This is a genomic window from Rhodococcus sp. EPR-147 (assembly GCF_001647185.1).
Classification (GTDB): Bacteria; Actinomycetota; Actinomycetes; order Mycobacteriales; family Mycobacteriaceae; genus Rhodococcoides.
Window position 1 is genome coordinate 12,235 of sequence record NZ_LVCU01000531.1, and the last position, 16,424, is coordinate 28,658.

Here is a 16,424-nt window from a genome sequence, read left to right on the forward strand (position 1 = left end):
ACGTGATGCACGCTACGTTGGTGGTGTGGATACGAGATTCGACACCCTCTACGACGTAGCGATCTGCGGCGCCGGTCCGGTCGGGATGACCGCGGGCCTGCTGCTCGCTGCACGAGGGCTCCGTGTCGTCGTTCTCGAGCGGCGCTCGACGACGAGCGACGAACCCAAAGCGATCAGCATCGACGACGAGGCGCTGCGCACCTATCAGCAGGCAGGTGTGATCGACAGAATCCTGCCGATCGTCGTGCCCGGCACCGGAACCCGCTACTACGGACTCGACGACGAACCGCTGTTCCACGGCGGCGCGGAGAGCGCCTACCGATTGGGCTACCCGTTCAAGAACCCGTTCGCGCAACCGGACCTCGAGCGTGTGCTGGCCGAAGCGCTGCACACGGCGCGCAATGTCACCGTTCGGTTCGACACCGAGGTCACGTCGATCGTGCAGGACGCGGACGCCGTGGCCATCGAAGCGGGCGGACGCACGGTGCGAGCCCGCTACCTCCTCGGTTGCGACGGCGGACGATCGACCGTCCGAAACCTGCTCGGTATCGGGATGATCGGACGCAGCCACCCGGAATTGTGGTTGGTGGTCGACACGCTCGGCGACCCGCACATAGAGCGCTACGGCATGCACCACGCCGATCCGAGCAGGCCGCACGTGGTGGTGCCGGGTCTCGGTGGCCGCTGTCGATACGAATTCCGCCTGTTCGAGGGGGAGGGTACGGCCACCGACGCGCCGCCGTTCGAGCTCATCGAGAAACTCGTCTCGCGCTACCGGCCGATCACAACCGCCCAGGTCGAACGAGCCGTCAACTATCGATTCCACGGCCTCGTAGCCGATCGATGGCAATTGGGGCGCTGCTTCCTGCTCGGCGACGCCGCACACATGATGCCGCCGTTCGCCGGTCAGGGTCTGACCTCCGGCATTCGTGACGCCGCGAACCTGACGTGGAAGTTGGCCGGCGTGCTCGACGGTTGCCTGCATGAAAGTGTGCTGGCCACATACCAATCCGAGCGCGGCCCGCACGCCGCCGCGGTTGTTCGCGCGTCCGAGCGGTTGGGTCGCGTGGTGATGACGACCAACCCTCGCATCGCGGCCAGGCGCGACGAGTTGGTCCGGGCCGCACTGGCCACCGAGAACGGGCGACGCTGGTTCGAGACCATGGCCTATCGTCCGCCGTACCGATTCGCCGACGGGCTCGTGCTCCCGGGTGACGACACCGGGAGCGTCATCGGGCAGCCCCGGGCCTTCGACTCGGCGACCCGAACCATCCGCCCGCTCGACGAGATACTCGGAACCGGTTGGGCGCTGGTGGGAGTCGACGTGCACGACACGGCGGAATGGGCGCACGCACGTGATATCGGGCGCGGCCTACACGCCGTCGAGGTCGCCGTGCCCACCGATCGCACGGTGCCGAGAATAGACGGCATCAACGTTCTACTCGACGTCGACGGCGGTCTGGACGACGAGATGCGGACGTACACCGGAAGATTCGTGCTCATCCGGCCCGACCGCTTCGTTGCGGCCGCGTGGCATCCGCACGACGGTGACGACGTTCGAGCCGCGGTGGCGTCGTGGATCGGAACTTCGGCGAGTCCTTCCGAACTGTCCTACATCGAGACGAAAGGCATCAGCTATGCGTGAACTTCCCACCCCGCTGCCGACGACAGTGGTCCGCCGCACCGCGCCCCCGACTCCGCGGCACGAGGCGGACGTCGACTGGAACACGTCCAACAAGTTTCTCAACGGGCCGTTCGCGCCGTGGCACGAGGAGACCGAGGCGTTCGACCTCGAGGTCATCGGGAAACTCCCCGACGATCTCGCCGGCGCGCTGTTCCGAGTGGCCGACAATCCACGCTTCGAGCCACTCGACACCGACCGCTACCACTGGTGGGAGGGCGATGGCGGCGTCGCGGGCACCTACATCCGCGACGGTAAGGCGTCGTTCCGGATGAAGTGGGTGCACACCGACACCATGAAGATCGAGGTGGAGGCCGGGGAAGCGCTGTACAGCGGTTTCGTCAACGGCTCCGGCAAGGCCAAGCGAGATCTGCCCGCGGGCGCGCCGCCGTCCAAGAGCGGCGCCAATACCAACGTCGGGCTGTTCGCCGACCATCTGCTGGTGTACTACGAAGGCGGACTTCCGCATTCGATGCACCCCGAAACTCTCGATACGCAGGGCACGTACAACTTCGGTGGTGCACTCGACATCCTGTGCACGGCGCACTACAAGATCGAACCGTCGACCGGAAACATGCTGTTCTACTCGGCCATCGGGCCGAGACTGACGTGGTACGAGGCCGATACCAGCGGCACCGTCGTCGATTCCTTCGGTTTCGACATGGGGTGCCCGGCAATGGTTCACGATTACATCGTGAGCGAACACCTCGCGATCTTCCTCATCTCGCCCAACCAGTTTCGCCTCGACCGCATCATGGAGGGGCGACCCGGCGTGCTCTGGGACGAATCGGCGACGCCGAACGGCAGTAGGTTCGCCGTGCTCGACCGTCGCACCCATGAGGTGACCTGGTACGACACCGGCCTGATGCTGGCCCCGACGCACTTCTTCAACGCGCACGAAACCGCCACAGGAATCGTGGTGGATCTGCACGTCATCGCGCGTCTGGGCAATCCGGCCGACGACTCGGACGAGCCGATCGACTCGCACTCCTGGTTTCCACCCGCGATGGCCTGGCGGTTCGTGCTCGATACCGCGACCGGGACGACCACCCAGCACATGCACAGCGGGATCGCGGGTGAATTCCCGAAGATCAACGACGCGTGGCTGGGCAAGGAGAATCGCTTCGGCTACTTCGCCACCACCCGAGATCTGTCTCCGCTGACTCTGACGGATGGGCTTGCGCGCCATGACTTCTCCACCGGCCAGACGGTCGTGCTCGAAGGGCCCGACGGATTGACCAGCCCCAGCGAACCGGTCTTCGTCCAGCGTCGAGGAGCGAGCGGCGAGAACGACGGATATCTGCTGACCCTGTGGTGGAATCCGGCGACCGGACTGTCCGAGCTACTGGTGCACGAGGCCGACGCGTTCACCCGCGAACCTCTCGCACGGGTGAAGCTTCCCGTCCGAGTTCCGTTCGCGTTCCACGGATCCTGGGCCGAGGCCGAGGTGCTCGACGCAGCGATCGCAGCCCAGCGGTAACGAAGAAAAGAACACCGAGAATGAAAGAGCAGGACTGACATGGCGAACACACTGGCGTGGACGGCGAAGATATTCGACGGCGGATGGCTGGACGGCGGCGGTGGAACCCTCGACGTGACGGCTCCTGCCGACGGGGCCCTCGTGGCCACCGTCGGTGCTGCGGACGTCGCGGACCTCGATCGAGCTGTCGCGAAAGCTGCACGTGTGCAGCAAGAATGGGCCGCCAAGCCCTACCCGGAGCGAGCATCGGTCATGACTAGGGCTGCGGCGATTCTCGAGCAGAACCCCGAGCGTCTGACGCGGTGGCTGATTCCCGAATCGGGATCCAGCCACGGCAAGGCAGGGGCCGAAGTCGGCTTGGTCCTTGCCGAACTGACCGAGGCGGCCACGTTGGCGTCCCAGCCCTACGGGCAGGTCCTGCGCAGCGCGAAGTCCCGGTTCTCGGTAGGGCGATACGTTCCGATGGGCGTCATCGGCGTGATCAGTCCGTTCAACTTCCCGGCGGTATTGTCGATGCGGTCGGTCGCGCCAGCTCTGGCCGTCGGCAATGCCGTAGTGCTCAAACCCGATCCACGAACTCCGATTTCGGGTGGGCTGGTCCTGGCCGAGATTCTCGCCGAGGCCGGCCTGCCGGACGGTCTGTTGCACGTACTGCCCTCGGGTGCCGACGTGGGAGCGGCGCTCGTCTCGCACCCCGACGTGCCGTGCATCTCCTTCACCGGATCCACCGCGGCCGGCCGCCGAATCGCGGAAGCCGCTGCGCCGTTGCTCAAGAAGGTCCACCTCGAGCTCGGCGGGAACAACGCATTCCTCGTGCTGCCCGATGCAGACATCGAGGCCGCCGCGTCGGCGGGTGCGTGGGGATCGTTCCTGCACCAGGGGCAGATCTGCATGGCGTCGGGTCGGCACCTCGTTCCCGAGCATCTCGCCGAGCAGTACACGGCGGAACTCGCGAAGATCGCCGCGCGCATCACCGTCGGAGATCCGACCGACCCGTCGAATGCGTTGGGGCCCATCATCGACGAGAACCAGCTGAAGCGAGTCGACAGCATCGTGCAGGCCACGGTGACGGCCGGTGCCGAACTGGCTGCAGGCGGAACCTTCGACGGGCTCTACTACCGACCGACCGTGCTCGGTAACGTGCCGAAGGACTCACCCGCGTTCACCGACGAGATCTTCGGTCCGGTCGCACCCATCACCACGTACCGCACCGTGGACGAGGCCATCGACATCGTCAATTCCTCGGAATACGGCCTGTCCGTTGCTGTTCTGACCTCGAACCCGTTCAAGGCCTACGAGCTGGCGGACCGAATTCGTTCCGGTGCCGTGCACATCAACGATCAAACGATCGACGACGAGGCCGTTGCGCCGTTCGGTGGGGTCAAGGCATCGGGTTCCGGTGGACACTTCGGCACCACCGTCAACCTCGAGACGTTCTGTGATCTGCAGTGGGTCACGATGCAGTCGGACATTCAGAAGTATCCCTTCTGAAGTCACAGTGCTTCTGAACCTGCAGCGGCCCCGCATCGAGTGCGCTACTCGCGGTGCGGGGTTCGCTCACCGGTGTTCGGGTCGACGTCGAACAGCTGGTCGGTGTTGTCCGGGGCGTAGACGACGGTGTTCGTTTCGAGGGCTCGTCGTCGAGCGCCGTCGCGAATCGCGAGGAATCCGGCACCGAACAACACGATCACGGCGATTCCGGCGACGATCGCCCAACCCTCGAAGCCGCCCGCCAATGCGGCGATCAGACCGCCTGCGGCGGCGATACCGGCGAAGATCAAGATGACGGCCAGCATGTTCTCGACAGCTCTGGCCCAGCTCGTTTTGGTAGGCCTTTTCTCGACCATAGGGGCAATTCCTTTCGATCAGCTCGGAGCGGGGGATACCCGAAAGCCGACCGATTAAGCCCCGCACTGCCCAGTGGCCGTCGTCACTGAGCCTTGCGCGCGCGGTATGCGGCAACGGCCGCTCGGTTCCCGCAGGTAGTGCTGCAGAACCGGCGGGACCGGTTGCGCGAGAGGTCGAGGACCAGCCCGTTGCAGTCCGGATCCGCGCAGACGTCGAAGCGCGAGAGCTCGTCCGCTCGGATGACGTCGATCATGGACATCGCGGTCTCGACGACGATGCGGGTCGCGAGCGGACTGTCGTCGGCGACGGCATGGATGTGCCAGTCGAGATCTCCGTGACGAACCAGTCTGGGCAGGGCCGAGGATTCGGCGAGCAGACGGTTCACCTCGACCACGGCGTCGTCTCGGCTGCTGGTGAGCAGCGCGCGCAGGGTCGGGCGCAGTGCTCTCACGGCCTCGAGCTCGGCGTCGTCGCCGTCGAAGCGGCCGGAGTAGCCCTGTTCGGTGAAGAACTCGGCGAGCTGCTCTCGGGTGGTCAGCGTGTCCGGCTCCTCGGCGGAATTGATCAACGCCACGGCCGCCAACAGTGACAGTTCCGCGTCATGAGCAAAAAGCATGTTGACACCTTACCAAGTCGGTCCCTACTGTCACATGTCATGACGGCTTACACTCATGACGCGAATGCGGATCTCGCGGCCACCCACGATGCTGCCGCGCGGTCGCGTCGACTCTCGGGACTCGGTTTCGCGCTGCTCTCCGCGGCGTCCTTCGGGCTTTCCGGCTCACTCGCCACGGGCCTGCTCGACGCAGGCTGGACGGCCGGGGCCGCGGTGACCGCGCGAATTCTGCTCGCCGCAGCCGTCCTGCTGATTCCGTCGATCCTCGCGTTGCGCGGGCGGTGGAACCTGCTGGCGAAGAACTGGAAGCTGCTCCTCGCCTACGGTGCCTTCGCGGTGGCAGGGTGCCAGCTCGCCTTCTTCAACGCCGTCGGACGCATGGAGGTGGGTGTCGCGCTGCTGATCGAGTTCACCTCGCCCGTGGCCGTCATCGGGTGGATGTGGTTCCGGCACCAGCAGCGTCCCGGTCGCCTGACCGTGGTGGGCGCACTGCTGGCCGCGATGGGTCTCGTGCTCGTGCTCGATCTGATCTCCGGTGCGGACGTGGACTCGGTCGGCGTGCTGTGGGCGCTGGGCTCGATGGTCGGTGCGGCCGTGTACTGGGTGCTGTCGGCGGACGAGAGCAACGGCCTCCCGCCGATCGTGCTCGCCGGAGCCGGTCTGCTGACGGGTGGGCTCATCCTGCTGGTCGCCGGTCTCATCGGGATCGTCCCGTTCGCTGCTCCGCTCACCGACGTCACCTTCGTCGATGCGGTCGTTCCGTGGTGGGTGCCGATCATCGGCCTCGGCGTCGTGACCGCCGCGCTGGCCTACGTTCTCGGCATCGCGGCAGGCCGACGCCTCGGGTCGCGGTTGGCGTCGTTCATGGGTCTGATGGAGGTCGTTGCGGCACTGGTGTTCGCGTGGCTGCTGCTCGGGCAGGCACCGGCACCGGTCCAATTGGCCGGCGGCGCACTGGTTCTGCTCGGCGTGGTCGTCGTCAAATCAGGAGAACGCGCCACTGCGGACGAGCCGGTGGAGCCGTTGCAGAGTAGGCCTTGAGCCTGTAGGTCCTACATCGCAGCTCAGCTGTCGACGCGTCCGAACACCACGGCGGCGAGGATGGTGTGGGCGCTGGCGATCACCGAGTCCAGCGGTTCGCGTTCGGGAGAGAGCAGCCATTGTTGGGCGATGGTGAGAACCGCGCCCACCAGGCCCATCGCCAGTGTTCGACGGTTGGGCCCGGCGAGCCCGCGGCTGGATCCGGCGGCCTCGGCCACCTGCAGCACCGTCTCGGAGAACGAGGTCGTCGTCTTGCGGTAGAGCGCGTCGACGGTGGGCGAGACTCCGAGAATCTCGACGAAGGCGATGCGCGCGGATTCAGGATTCTCGGCGACGAACGTGAAGAAGCCGGTGAGAGCTCCCCGGAGAACCTGTTCGGTGGAGTCGGCCTCGGCCTGCGCACCGGCCAGGATGTTCTCGCGCATGGCGTCGGTCGCTCGGCCGTAGGCGGCCATGAGCAAGTCCTCGCTGTTGGAGAAGGACTCGTAGAAGTAGCGCTTGGTCAGCCCGGCCTCGCTGCACACCTTCTCCACGGTTGCCGTCCGGTAGCCGGTGGTGCCGAAGACCTTCACGGCGGCGTCGAGCAGGCGAATTCGACGCTCCTGCTGCCGCTGCTGCGGGTCGGCACCTCGGTAGGTACGGCCGGGTTCGCTGTGATGGGTAGTCACAGACAGATCTTGACACCGCTCGGTATCAGATGCAAAGTGTTCGCAGACAAGCATTCCGATCGAGGGGGAGCAGATGGCGGCGTCGACGCTGCGGAACAAGGTCGTTCTGATCACCGGAGCGGCACGGGGAATCGGTGCCGCAACGGCACGTGCGCTGGCGGGCCGAGGCGCCCGGCTGGTTCTCGTCGACGTCGACGAGGCACCCCTCCTGGAACTCGCAACCCAGCTGAAAGCAGCGGCATTCGTTGCCGACGTGCGGAATCTGGACGACATGCAGCGCGCCGTCGACGGGGGAATCGAGGCGTACGGCGGCATCGATCTGGTGCTGGCGAACGCAGGCATCGCCAGCTACGGATCGATCATGCAGGTCGATCCCGCCACGTTCCAACGCGTCATGGACATCAACGTGATGGGCGTGTTCAACACCGTCCGCGCGGCCCTACCTTCGCTCATCGAGCGCAACGGCTACGTACTCGTCGTCTCCTCGCTCGCGGCGTTCACCCCGTGCCCCGGCCTGGCCGCGTACAACGCCAGTAAGGCTGCGGCAGAACACTTTGCGAACGCCCTCCGGCTCGAGGTCAACTATCGAGGTGTCGATGTCGGCTCCGCGCACATGGCATGGATCGACACACCGATGGTGCAGGACGCCAAGTCCGATCTCACCGCATTCCAGGATCTGCTCGCGGTGCTGCCCGGCCCGCTGGGTAAGACGATGACCGTCGAGCAGTGCGTCGACGCGTTCGTCGACGGCCTGGCCAAGCGCAAGCGGCGCGTCTACGTGCCGCGGTGGGTGGGCGCAGCGTCGTGGTTCAAGGCCGTCATCACCTCGCGGGTCGGTGATCGCAGCATGCTCGAGCACGTGCCGACGATCCTGCCGAAGATGGACGAAGAAGTAGCCCGCCTCGGCAGGTCCGAGAGCGCTCGCAACAAGACCAGCTGACACCGGACATCGAAGGAATCGCTGACATGACTGCCGTACTGCCCTCTCCCGAGGTCGACGTTCTCATCATCGGTGCCGGCCTGTCCGGGATCGGGGCCGCGCGCCACCTGGGGCACGATCTGCCCGGTAAGACCTACGCCATCCTCGAAAGTCGCGGCGCGATCGGGGGAACGTGGGATCTGTTCCGCTACCCCGGGATTCGCTCCGACTCCGACATGTACACCCTCGGATACAGCTTCAAGCCGTGGATGGGTGAGAAATCCATCGCCGACGGCACCGACATCCGCAACTACATCGTCGACACCGCGCAGGAAGCGGGTGTCGACAAGCACATCCGGTTCCATCACAAGGTCGTCGCGCTCGAGTGGTCGTCCGAACAGCAGTTCTGGACGGTGACCGCGCACCGTACCGATACCGACGAAACAGTCACGATCACCGCGTCGTTCGTGTTCTCCTGCAGTGGCTACTACAACTACGACAAGGGATTCACCCCCGAGTTCGCCGGGCAGGAGAATTTCGGCGGCCAGGTGATCCACCCGCAGCACTGGCCCGAGGATCTGGACTACTCCGGCAAGAAGATCGTCGTGATCGGTAGCGGTGCAACGGCAATCACGTTGGCTCCCAACCTGGCTCGCGACGCCGAGCACGTCACGCTGCTGCAGCGCTCGCCCAGCTACGTCCTCTCGCTTCCGTCACAGGATCCGATTGCGCAGACGCTACGTAAGCGGCTGCCGAAGAAGTTGGCGTACAGCGTCACTCGGCTCAAGAACGTGTCGATGGCCATGTTGATCTACACGCTGAGCCAGAAGTACCCGGAGTTCATGAAGAAGCGGATCCGGACGATGCAGGAGGGGTGGTTGCCGAAGGGATACGACCTCGACACCCACTTCACCCCGTCCTACAACCCGTGGGATCAGCGCCTGTGCCTGGTGCCCGACAACGATCTGTTCCGTTCGATTCGCAAGGACGAAGTCTCGATCGTCACCGATCACATCGACACGTTCACCGAGACCGGCCTGAAGCTGAAGTCGGGCCAGCACCTCAACGCCGATATCGTCGTCACCGCAACGGGATTGAACCTTTCCGCTCTCGGCGGTGCGCAGTTCCGGGTCGACGGCAAGGATGTCGACCTGCCCAGCACCATGGCCTACAAGGGCATGATGCTCACCGGTATCCCCAACTTCGCCTTCGTCGTCGGTTACACCAACGCCTCGTGGACGCTCAAGGCCGACATGGTCTCGAACTACGTGATGCGACTGCTGGCGCACATGGACGAGAAGGGCTACAGCACAGTCGAGCTCGAACGCGACCCGTCGATCGACGAGGAACCGTTCCTAGATTTCGCGGCGGGGTACGTGCTGCGGGCGGTGGACAACTTCCCGAGACAGGGCAGCGAGACCCCGTGGAAGCTGCGCATGAACTACTTCCGCGACCTGCCGGTGCTGCGCTACGGCAAGGTGGTGGACAAGGCCATGAAGTTCGGTCGTCCCCGGTCCAAGGTCTCCGTCGGATCCTGACGGGAATTGTTCGGGGTCGGGCGTGCGTTGGTTCCGAGTATGAAAATTGGAATCATCGGAAGCGGATTCATCGGCGGTACTCTCGTCCGTCGCCTGACGGCACTCGGTCACGAGGTTCGGTTCTCCAACTCACGTGACCCGGAGACCCTGGCAGACCTGGCGGCGGACACCGGGGCGACGGCAGTGTGGGCCGCCGACGCGGCTCAGGACGCAGACCTGGTGATTCTGAGCATTCCGCAGAAGAACGTGCCGGATCTGGCACCGGGAATTGCCGGTGCCCGTAAGCCCGGGGCACCGATCATCGAGACCAACAACTACTACCCGCAGCAGCGGGACGGGCTGATCGAGGAGATCGAGGGTGGTACACCCGAAAGTGTGTGGGTGTCTCAGCAACTCGGCGAGCCGGTGATCAAGGCGTTCAACGGAATCTACTGGAAGCACCTGTTGGAAAAGGGCGTGCCCAGCGGTACCAGCGGTCGTATCGCACTGCCGATCGCAGGCGACGACGAGGATTCCAAGAAGCTCGTGTTCTCGGTGATCGACGAGCTCGGATTCGACCCCGTCGACGGCGGCACCCTCGCCCAGTCGTGGCGTCAGCAGCCGGGAACGCCCTCGTACGGCAAGGACTTCGGAGTCGACGCCCTCGTCGAGGCGATGGGGCAGGCGACCGAAGAACGCAGTGCGGAGTGGAAGGCCTGAGCTCGGTTCCTCCTGCTACCCGACGCGGCAGCTACTTGACGCGGCCCTCGCGGAGAGTGCGCTCCGCGAGGTCGCGTAGTGGTCCGGTCAGGTTCGAATCGCCGACGCGGCACGAGTGCTCACCCACCGACACGTTCCAGACGAACGTGTCGCGGGCATTCGAGTCGGCCGAGTCGGTGGCCTGCTGATCGGCGATGTACGGCTGCGCGGCCTCGACCAACGACTGCCATTCCGGCTCGTCGGTCTCGACTACTCCGCGCTTGGACATACCGGCGACACCGCCGGTTCGCAGTACCTCGATGCGCAGGCTCATTTGCCCTCGATCACACCCGATCGTCGCTCGGCTTCGGTATGGACTCGATCCCTGTTGTCCGAACTCCCACGGTAGACCACCCGGTCGACACAGCCTCGGCAACGTCGGAACCGGCTCCGTACCGCTCGTTCGCCGCGGCGAGCGTGGCGGCCGCGAAGCCGGCGAAATCGACCGTAGGAGACAGTCCGCCGACCGTCATCGTGTCGAACCACACCTGCCCGACGCGATCCCAGGCCGGACCGCCCAGCGTGGTGGCGGCGACGGCGAACGCGCGGTTCGGGATACCCGAATTGATGTGCACACCGCCCTCGTCCTCGGTGGTGACGACGAAATCGTCCATGCTGGCCGGCTGCGGATCCTTACCGAGCACGTCGTCGTCGTACGCGGTGCCGGGCTCGAGCAGAGAACGCAACGCTTTCCCCTGAACGGCCGGAAGGAACAGCCCTTCGCCGATCAGCCAGGACGCGTCCTCGGCGTTCTGCCCGGCGGTGTACTGCTCGACCAGTGCGCCGAACACATCGGAGATCGACTCGTTCAGCGCGCCGGCCTGGTCCTTGTATTCGAGCGGGGTGGTGTACTGCGTGAACCCGTGCGCGAGTTCGTGTGCGATGACGCCGAGCGAGACGGTGAATCGAGCGAACACCTCGCCGTCACCGTCGCCGAACACCATGCGCGAGCCGTCCCAGAACGCGTTGTCGTAGTCCTGCCCGTAGTGCACCGTCGCGTCGAGGGGCAGGCCGCTGCCGTCGAGACTCGAGTAGCCGTAGACCTCGTCGAAGAATGCGTACGTGGCCCCGAGACCGTCGTACGCCTCGTCGGTCGCAGCGTCGCCGGTTGCTTCCTCGCCCTCGGCGCGCACCTGCTGGCCGGGGAGATCCCTGGTGGACTTCGCGTCGGAGATCGTGCGTTCGAGCGTGCCGCCGGTGCGCGGAGCGATGGCGGTGCGCGCCTGCACCACCTCGCGTCCCGCACGCATTTCACGATCGGCGAGCAGTGTGGCGCGAGCGCCCGCACCCTGGAGCCTTTCGAGCAGGAACGGTGGAACAACCCCGTGGAAGTGCTGGCTGCGCGATGATCCGGAATCGAGAACTGACGTCATACTCGGTGACCCCCTAGGTCCGTGGCATGTGCGGTGATGGTTTCAGTGTGCCCGAGGGCACCGACACAGTCGGTCTCGTCGGTGAGATCACGCGCCCATCGTGGACAGGTCGACGCCGTCCACCTCGCTCGGCGGACGAAGCGCAGTGACGGTCGCCCAGTGTCGGGCCAGCAGGGAGGCGTCGGAATCGTCGTCCTCGGCTCGGATCTCGTCGAAGCGAACGGTGACGAAATCCTCCCCGCGATCGCCTATCTCGGCCTGTACCGCGCCGTAGCGGGCGAGCGATGCCGGCACGATCCCCGCCAGATCCGCCAGCGGAACGTCCGGGATGTTGACGTTGACGACGGCGTCGGACGGTCCGTGCGACACCATCCACGTCACCGCGAGGTGTGCGACGTGCTCGGCGGTGTCCCAGTGAGCAGGCTCGGTGGCGATCGACGACAGGGCCATGGCCGGAACTCCATGGGTCAGCGCAGTCAATGCGGCCCCGACGGTGCCCGAATGCAGAACGGCTGCACCGGTGTTGGGGCCGTGGTTGATGCCCGAGAGCACCAGGTCCGGCGCGTCGCCGAAGGCTCCTCGGGTGGCGACGAACGCGATCAGAGCGGGCGACGCCTGCACCGCGTACGCCGGGACATCGGGCAGACCGTCGATCTCCACCGCTGCGACGCCGAGATGATCGTCGACGCCCATGCCGGTCAACGATGCGCTGGCCCCGCTGCGCTCCTCGTGGGGTGCGGCCACGACGACGTCGAGACCGGCGTCGACAGCCACCCGCGCGAGCAGGGCGATGCCCGCGCTGTGCACGCCGTCGTCGTTGGTGATCAGGGCTCTCATTTCTTGCCTGCCTTCTTGTACGGACGAACCTCCACCGATTCGGTCAGGCCGAGAACCAGGTCGCGTCGCCCGCTGCCGAGGCCGCGTCGGGTGACGTTGGCCGTGCCCGCGCCGCCGCCGAGACGCAACGCCTCCGGGACCGACAATCCCTGCGCGAGCCCTGCGGCGATGCCGGCACTCATCGAATCGCCTGCTCCGTGGTGATCGACCATGCGTAGACCCGGCGTGACAATTTCGAGCACGTCGCCGTCCACCAATGCCAGGGCTGGATCTCCGGCCCGCGAGATCACGACGATCTCCGCGCCGTCGTCGTGCATCTTCCGCATCGAGTCGATGAGGTGCGCCGGGTCCTCGGACTCGGCCCGGCCGTCGGCGATGAGGTCCTCGTGGCTGACCTTGAGCACCGTGAGGCCGCCGGCGAGCGCAGCGATCATGGTCGGCCCGGACAGGTCGGCCACCACCGTCTTACCCAGGGCGGTGAGGTCCGCGCACAGCCGCTCGTACACCTCGGGCGGGACGATGTCCTCTTCGTGCGGTCCGCCGAGGATGGCGACGTCGCTGCGGGCACCGGCTGCGAGTGCCGCGCTGAACAGGTCGTCGAGCGCATGCCTGGCCAGGGGCGGCGGGTCGACCGTGGCAAGGATTTCACGCTCACCGCTACGGCGATCGTGCACGTACGAGCCGCTCTCCTGGCCGATGTCGACCGAGACGACGGAGATGCCCTCCCGCTCGACGATGTCGCGCAGAATGCCCCCGATCTCGCCGCCGAACACTCCCGTCAGTGTGACGTCGAGACCGAGCACCGTGGCCATCCGGGCGATCCAGTGGCCCTGACCACCCGCGTGCACGTGCAGTTCGGTGTTGCCGTTGGGAGCTTTGTCGAGGGTCACCGTCAACAGCGGAGACGGAGCGAAGACGAGGGCACTGAGGGATTCGGAGGAGGGAGGCATCGACTGCGAATGCCCGATATGTCAGGACCGAAACGGCTGGTGCTCGGCGATAGCCTCAGAAGCGACGACGCAGACGCATTCCGATCGGGCGGCCGTCGGGATCCACGAACAGGCGATAGGCGAATGCGGCGAGTCGCTGTTGCCACACCGGTGGCACGGAGATCTCGTGTCGGCGAAGCCTGCCGGCAGGGCGCGGGCCCGAGGACGGGTTGTGGTGCCACTCGTCGAGCGCGGTTGCACTTGCCGAGATGGCGTCGAAGAATGCCTGCGGGTCCACCAGATCGGCGTCGTCACCGTCGGCCCGGCCGAGGTGTTCGCGAATCAGTTCCAGGCGCAGGTTGCGGGCGTGGGTTCGGGCACCGTCGCCCAATCCGGCGGGGTCGAGAGGTTCGCGGTCGTCGTGTTCGTCGTCGACGATCGCCGCCGTCAGCTCCGAATCGTGAGTCCAGGAGCGACGATTGAAGTTGTCCGAGCCCACCGCGGTCCACACGTCGTCGATGATGCAGACCTTCGAATGCACGTAAACCGGTATGCCGCGGTCGTTTTCGATGTCGAGAACCAACACGCGATCGCCACCGGCGGCGCGGATGACCTCCAACGCAGCCGAGTGTCCCAGCAGCGCAGACGGAATGGTGAGTGCACTGTCGTCGTCGAGATGCTTGGGAACCACCACCACCAAGCGCAGGTTCGGCTTACGGCGCAGTGCCGCGGCGAAGACGCGTGCGACATCCACCGACCACAGGTACTGGTCCTCGATGTAGATCAGCTCGGTTGCCCGGTTGAGCGCCTTGGCGTATGCCCGTGCCGCGCTGCGCTCGCCCTTGGTGGCGAACGGGTAGGCGGGGCGTCGACGCGGGTAGGTGCGCAACAACTGCACCGAGCACGTGCCCTGCGGTTCCGGCGGTGCAGCCGCAGGCGGCAGTTCCGACGGCTCCCGAGTCACTCCGCGCAGCATGTCGGGGATGGCGTGCCAGGGGAGGCGGGACAGGGCTGCGGGATCCTCCCAGCGCTCGCGGAAGACGTCCTCGACGTCCCGCACCGCGGGTCCCTCCAACTGGACCTGCACGTCGTGCCAGGCCGCGATCTCGCCGTACTCGGGAGGGAAGGGACGGGAGACCGGATCGCCGAAATGATCGGCGTCGTCGCGTCGAGCACGGGCCAGGTCGATGCCGCCCACGAACGCGACGTCGGGCAGATCTTTCCTGCCGTACCGCACCACCACGAACTTCTGGTGGTGGCTTCCGGTGACCAGCACGCGCTGGTCGAGGATCACCTCGCCGCCTGCCTCTTCGAGCTTCATGGCGAGCTTGCGATTCTTCGGGCCGGTGAATCCGAGCGTCTCCATGTGCGAGCGCCACACCATGCCCTTCACGACGCCACCGCGGTGCGCGACGGCCGTGAGCGCGTCCTCGACGGTCACGCCGTCGTCGGTGAGCAGCTGTTCCGGATCTCCGCGCCAATCGGTGAACAGCACCAGGTCGTCGCGCTCGGTGCGGTCGAGGGCTCGGGCGAGTGCGGCGAAATAGGTCTTGCCGTGCACCAGGTTCTCGACGCGGTTGCCCTCGGTCCAGGCGGTGATTCGGGTGTCGTCGTTGCCGCGCTCGACGGCAGTGAGGAACCACGGGTGCGCCGGATCGAAGTGTCGCTCCGGTGCGATGAGGGCGGAGGTGGATCTGCCGAGGCTCTCGGCGACACCGTCGACGACGCGCCGGATGCGCTGCACTATCACGTTGGCATCATTTCATCCGGTTTGAAGCGCGGGGAGGGCGGGCACCCGAGCGATATGACTCAGGTACCCAACGTCACGCTCAGAAACGGCAAGCAGATCCCGCAGCTCGGCTTCGGCGTGTTCCAGATCGATCCCGAGAAGACTGCGCAGGCCGTCGAGACGGCCCTCGAGATCGGCTACCGCCACATCGACACCGCCGAGATGTACGGCAACGAGAAGCAGGTCGGCGAAGGTATTCGGAACTCGGGTATCGACCGCGACTCGGTGTTCGTCACCAGCAAGCTCAACAACGGCTTCCACAAGCCCGACGACGCGCGCAAGGCGTTCGACAAGACGCTCAGTGACCTCGGTACCGACCACGTGGATCTTTTCCTCATCCACTGGCCGCTGCCCACCCGCTACGACGGCGACTTCGTCTCCACCTGGAAGACGCTGGAGGAGTTCGCCGCAGACGGCCGTGCACGCAGCATCGGCGTCTCCAACTTTCAGCCCGCCCACCTCGATCGCCTGGCGGAGGAGACCGAGACGGTCCCCGCGGTGAACCAGATCGAAGTGCACCCGTACTTCGTCAACAACGACGTCTGGGCCTACGGCCGCGAGCATGCGATCCCCACCGAGGCGTGGTCTCCGATCGCCCAGGGCAATGTTCTCGACGACGCGGAATTGAAGCGAATCGCCGACGCGGCAGGCAAATCCGTCGCACAGGTGGTGCTCCGCTGGCACATCCAGCGCGGAAACATCATCTTCCCGAAGTCGGTCACGCCGGAGCGAGTGAAAGCCAATTTCGACATCTTCGACTTCGAGCTCAGCTCGGCAGATGTGGATGCCATCACGGCTCTGGACAAGGGTGAGCAGGGTCGTACCGGACCGAATCCGGACACCTTCGACATGATCCCCGACTGATTGCGTAACCCTGTGGGCTCGAACATCTTCGGATGTTCGAGCCCACAGTCGTTCGATCAGTGCTTCAGGGCCGATCCTGTTGCCGCGGTGACCTGCTCGGTGG

16 protein-coding genes are annotated in these 16,424 nt (G+C 65.7%); 8 read left to right on the forward strand and 8 right to left on the reverse strand.

Going from position 1 to position 16,424, the window contains the following annotated elements; genetic code table 11:
- Nucleotides 1–25 precede the first annotated feature (25 nt).
- Genes A2J02_RS23290 through A2J02_RS23300 form a run of 3 tightly spaced genes read left to right on the forward strand, consistent with a single transcriptional unit; the run spans nucleotide 26 to nucleotide 4,652 of the window.
- A complete protein-coding gene (locus A2J02_RS23290) occupies nucleotides 26–1,645 on the forward strand; it encodes an FAD-dependent monooxygenase (RefSeq protein WP_231911499.1) in 1,620 nt (539 codons plus the stop codon).
- Nucleotides 1,638–3,161 (forward strand): carotenoid oxygenase family protein, encoded by a 1,524-nt coding sequence (locus A2J02_RS23295; RefSeq protein ID WP_082899547.1) that lies wholly within the window; start codon nucleotides 1,638–1,640, stop codon nucleotides 3,159–3,161. The genes A2J02_RS23290 and A2J02_RS23295 overlap by 8 nt, the downstream gene beginning before the upstream one ends.
- 39 nt (nucleotides 3,162–3,200) lie before the next feature.
- Nucleotides 3,201–4,652: an aldehyde dehydrogenase family protein gene (locus tag A2J02_RS23300; protein ID WP_068054240.1), complete on the forward strand. Its 1,452-nt coding sequence runs from the start codon at nucleotides 3,201–3,203 to the stop codon at nucleotides 4,650–4,652.
- A gap of 44 nt (nucleotides 4,653–4,696) precedes the next feature.
- On the opposite strand, the gene A2J02_RS23305 is transcribed toward A2J02_RS23300, so the two are convergent.
- Both A2J02_RS23305 and A2J02_RS23310 read right to left on the reverse strand, forming a co-directional pair.
- The gene (locus A2J02_RS23305) at nucleotides 4,697–5,008 is read right to left on the reverse strand and encodes a hypothetical protein (protein WP_068284000.1); all 312 of its coding nucleotides are present in this window, start codon (nucleotides 5,006–5,008) and stop codon (nucleotides 4,697–4,699) included.
- An 83-nt stretch (nucleotides 5,009–5,091) separates the two neighbouring features.
- On the reverse strand, nucleotides 5,092–5,625 hold the full coding sequence (locus A2J02_RS23310) for a CGNR zinc finger domain-containing protein (protein ID WP_068054245.1): 534 nt from the start codon (nucleotides 5,623–5,625) through the stop codon (nucleotides 5,092–5,094).
- 39 nt (nucleotides 5,626–5,664) lie between these two features.
- Between A2J02_RS23310 and A2J02_RS23315 the strand changes: the two genes are divergently transcribed.
- Complete coding sequence (locus A2J02_RS23315; RefSeq protein ID WP_068054252.1) at nucleotides 5,665–6,666, forward strand: EamA family transporter; 1,002 nt, start codon at nucleotides 5,665–5,667, stop codon at nucleotides 6,664–6,666.
- Nucleotides 6,667–6,689: 23 nt separating this feature from the next.
- On the opposite strand, the gene A2J02_RS23320 is transcribed toward A2J02_RS23315, so the two are convergent.
- The gene (locus tag A2J02_RS23320) at nucleotides 6,690–7,334 is read right to left on the reverse strand and encodes a TetR/AcrR family transcriptional regulator (protein ID WP_068054255.1); all 645 of its coding nucleotides are present in this window, start codon (nucleotides 7,332–7,334) and stop codon (nucleotides 6,690–6,692) included.
- Between the two features lie 73 nt (nucleotides 7,335–7,407).
- On the opposite strand from A2J02_RS23320, the gene A2J02_RS23325 reads away from it, so the two are divergent.
- From A2J02_RS23325 to A2J02_RS23335, 3 genes are read left to right on the forward strand one after another with little or no spacing between them, the layout of a single operon-like run.
- Nucleotides 7,408–8,274, forward strand: a complete 867-nt coding sequence (locus A2J02_RS23325) for an SDR family oxidoreductase (RefSeq protein WP_068054258.1) — start codon at nucleotides 7,408–7,410, stop codon at nucleotides 8,272–8,274.
- 26 nt (nucleotides 8,275–8,300) lie between these two features.
- Entirely contained in the window at nucleotides 8,301–9,791 is a 1,491-nt protein-coding gene (locus A2J02_RS23330; protein WP_068054259.1) for a flavin-containing monooxygenase, read from the forward strand.
- Between the two features lie 39 nt (nucleotides 9,792–9,830).
- Nucleotides 9,831–10,490: an NADPH-dependent F420 reductase gene (locus tag A2J02_RS23335; protein WP_068054262.1), complete on the forward strand. Its 660-nt coding sequence runs from the start codon at nucleotides 9,831–9,833 to the stop codon at nucleotides 10,488–10,490.
- A gap of 31 nt (nucleotides 10,491–10,521) precedes the next feature.
- On the opposite strand, the gene A2J02_RS23340 is transcribed toward A2J02_RS23335, so the two are convergent.
- The 5 genes from A2J02_RS23340 to A2J02_RS23360 form a co-directional block, all read right to left on the reverse strand.
- Nucleotides 10,522–10,803 (reverse strand): protealysin inhibitor emfourin, encoded by a 282-nt coding sequence (locus tag A2J02_RS23340; RefSeq protein WP_082899002.1) that lies wholly within the window; start codon nucleotides 10,801–10,803, stop codon nucleotides 10,522–10,524.
- 10 nt (nucleotides 10,804–10,813) lie between these two features.
- Nucleotides 10,814–11,902 carry a M4 family metallopeptidase gene (locus A2J02_RS23345; protein ID WP_068054264.1) on the reverse strand — a complete coding sequence of 363 codons (1,089 nt, stop codon included), beginning with the start codon at nucleotides 11,900–11,902 and terminating at the stop codon, nucleotides 10,814–10,816.
- A gap of 87 nt (nucleotides 11,903–11,989) precedes the next feature.
- Nucleotides 11,990–12,739: a 5'/3'-nucleotidase SurE gene (gene surE / locus A2J02_RS23350; protein ID WP_068054267.1), complete on the reverse strand. Its 750-nt coding sequence runs from the start codon at nucleotides 12,737–12,739 to the stop codon at nucleotides 11,990–11,992.
- Nucleotides 12,736–13,689 carry a 1-phosphofructokinase family hexose kinase gene (locus A2J02_RS23355; protein WP_068054270.1) on the reverse strand — a complete coding sequence of 318 codons (954 nt, stop codon included), beginning with the start codon at nucleotides 13,687–13,689 and terminating at the stop codon, nucleotides 12,736–12,738. The genes surE and A2J02_RS23355 overlap by 4 nt, the downstream gene beginning before the upstream one ends.
- A 55-nt stretch (nucleotides 13,690–13,744) precedes the next feature.
- Nucleotides 13,745–15,418 carry a phospholipase D family protein gene (locus tag A2J02_RS23360; protein WP_068054273.1) on the reverse strand — a complete coding sequence of 558 codons (1,674 nt, stop codon included), beginning with the start codon at nucleotides 15,416–15,418 and terminating at the stop codon, nucleotides 13,745–13,747.
- Nucleotides 15,419–15,472: 54 nt separating this feature from the next.
- Between A2J02_RS23360 and A2J02_RS23365 the strand changes: the two genes are divergently transcribed.
- Complete coding sequence (locus A2J02_RS23365; protein ID WP_068054275.1) at nucleotides 15,473–16,321, forward strand: aldo/keto reductase; 849 nt, start codon at nucleotides 15,473–15,475, stop codon at nucleotides 16,319–16,321.
- Nucleotides 16,322–16,424: the final 103 nt, after the last annotated feature.

Coding starts and splice junctions, on each gene's coding strand:
- A2J02_RS23295 (WP_082899547.1), top strand. CDS start 1,638: ATGCGTGAACTTCCCACCCCGCTGCCGACGACAGTGGTCCGCCGCACC.
- A2J02_RS23300 (WP_068054240.1), top strand. CDS start 3,201: ATGGCGAACACACTGGCGTGGACGGCGAAGATATTCGACGGCGGATGG.
- A2J02_RS23305 (WP_068284000.1), bottom strand. CDS start 5,008: ATGGTCGAGAAAAGGCCTACCAAAACGAGCTGGGCCAGAGCTGTCGAG.
- A2J02_RS23310 (WP_068054245.1), bottom strand. CDS start 5,625: ATGCTTTTTGCTCATGACGCGGAACTGTCACTGTTGGCGGCCGTGGCG.
- A2J02_RS23315 (WP_068054252.1), top strand. CDS start 5,665: ATGACGGCTTACACTCATGACGCGAATGCGGATCTCGCGGCCACCCAC.
- A2J02_RS23325 (WP_068054258.1), top strand. CDS start 7,408: ATGGCGGCGTCGACGCTGCGGAACAAGGTCGTTCTGATCACCGGAGCG.
- A2J02_RS23330 (WP_068054259.1), top strand. CDS start 8,301: ATGACTGCCGTACTGCCCTCTCCCGAGGTCGACGTTCTCATCATCGGT.
- A2J02_RS23335 (WP_068054262.1), top strand. CDS start 9,831: ATGAAAATTGGAATCATCGGAAGCGGATTCATCGGCGGTACTCTCGTC.
- A2J02_RS23340 (WP_082899002.1), bottom strand. CDS start 10,803: ATGAGCCTGCGCATCGAGGTACTGCGAACCGGCGGTGTCGCCGGTATG.
- A2J02_RS23345 (WP_068054264.1), bottom strand. CDS start 11,902: ATGACGTCAGTTCTCGATTCCGGATCATCGCGCAGCCAGCACTTCCAC.
- surE (WP_068054267.1), bottom strand. CDS start 12,739: ATGAGAGCCCTGATCACCAACGACGACGGCGTGCACAGCGCGGGCATC.
- A2J02_RS23355 (WP_068054270.1), bottom strand. CDS start 13,689: ATGCCTCCCTCCTCCGAATCCCTCAGTGCCCTCGTCTTCGCTCCGTCT.
- A2J02_RS23365 (WP_068054275.1), top strand. CDS start 15,473: ATGACTCAGGTACCCAACGTCACGCTCAGAAACGGCAAGCAGATCCCG.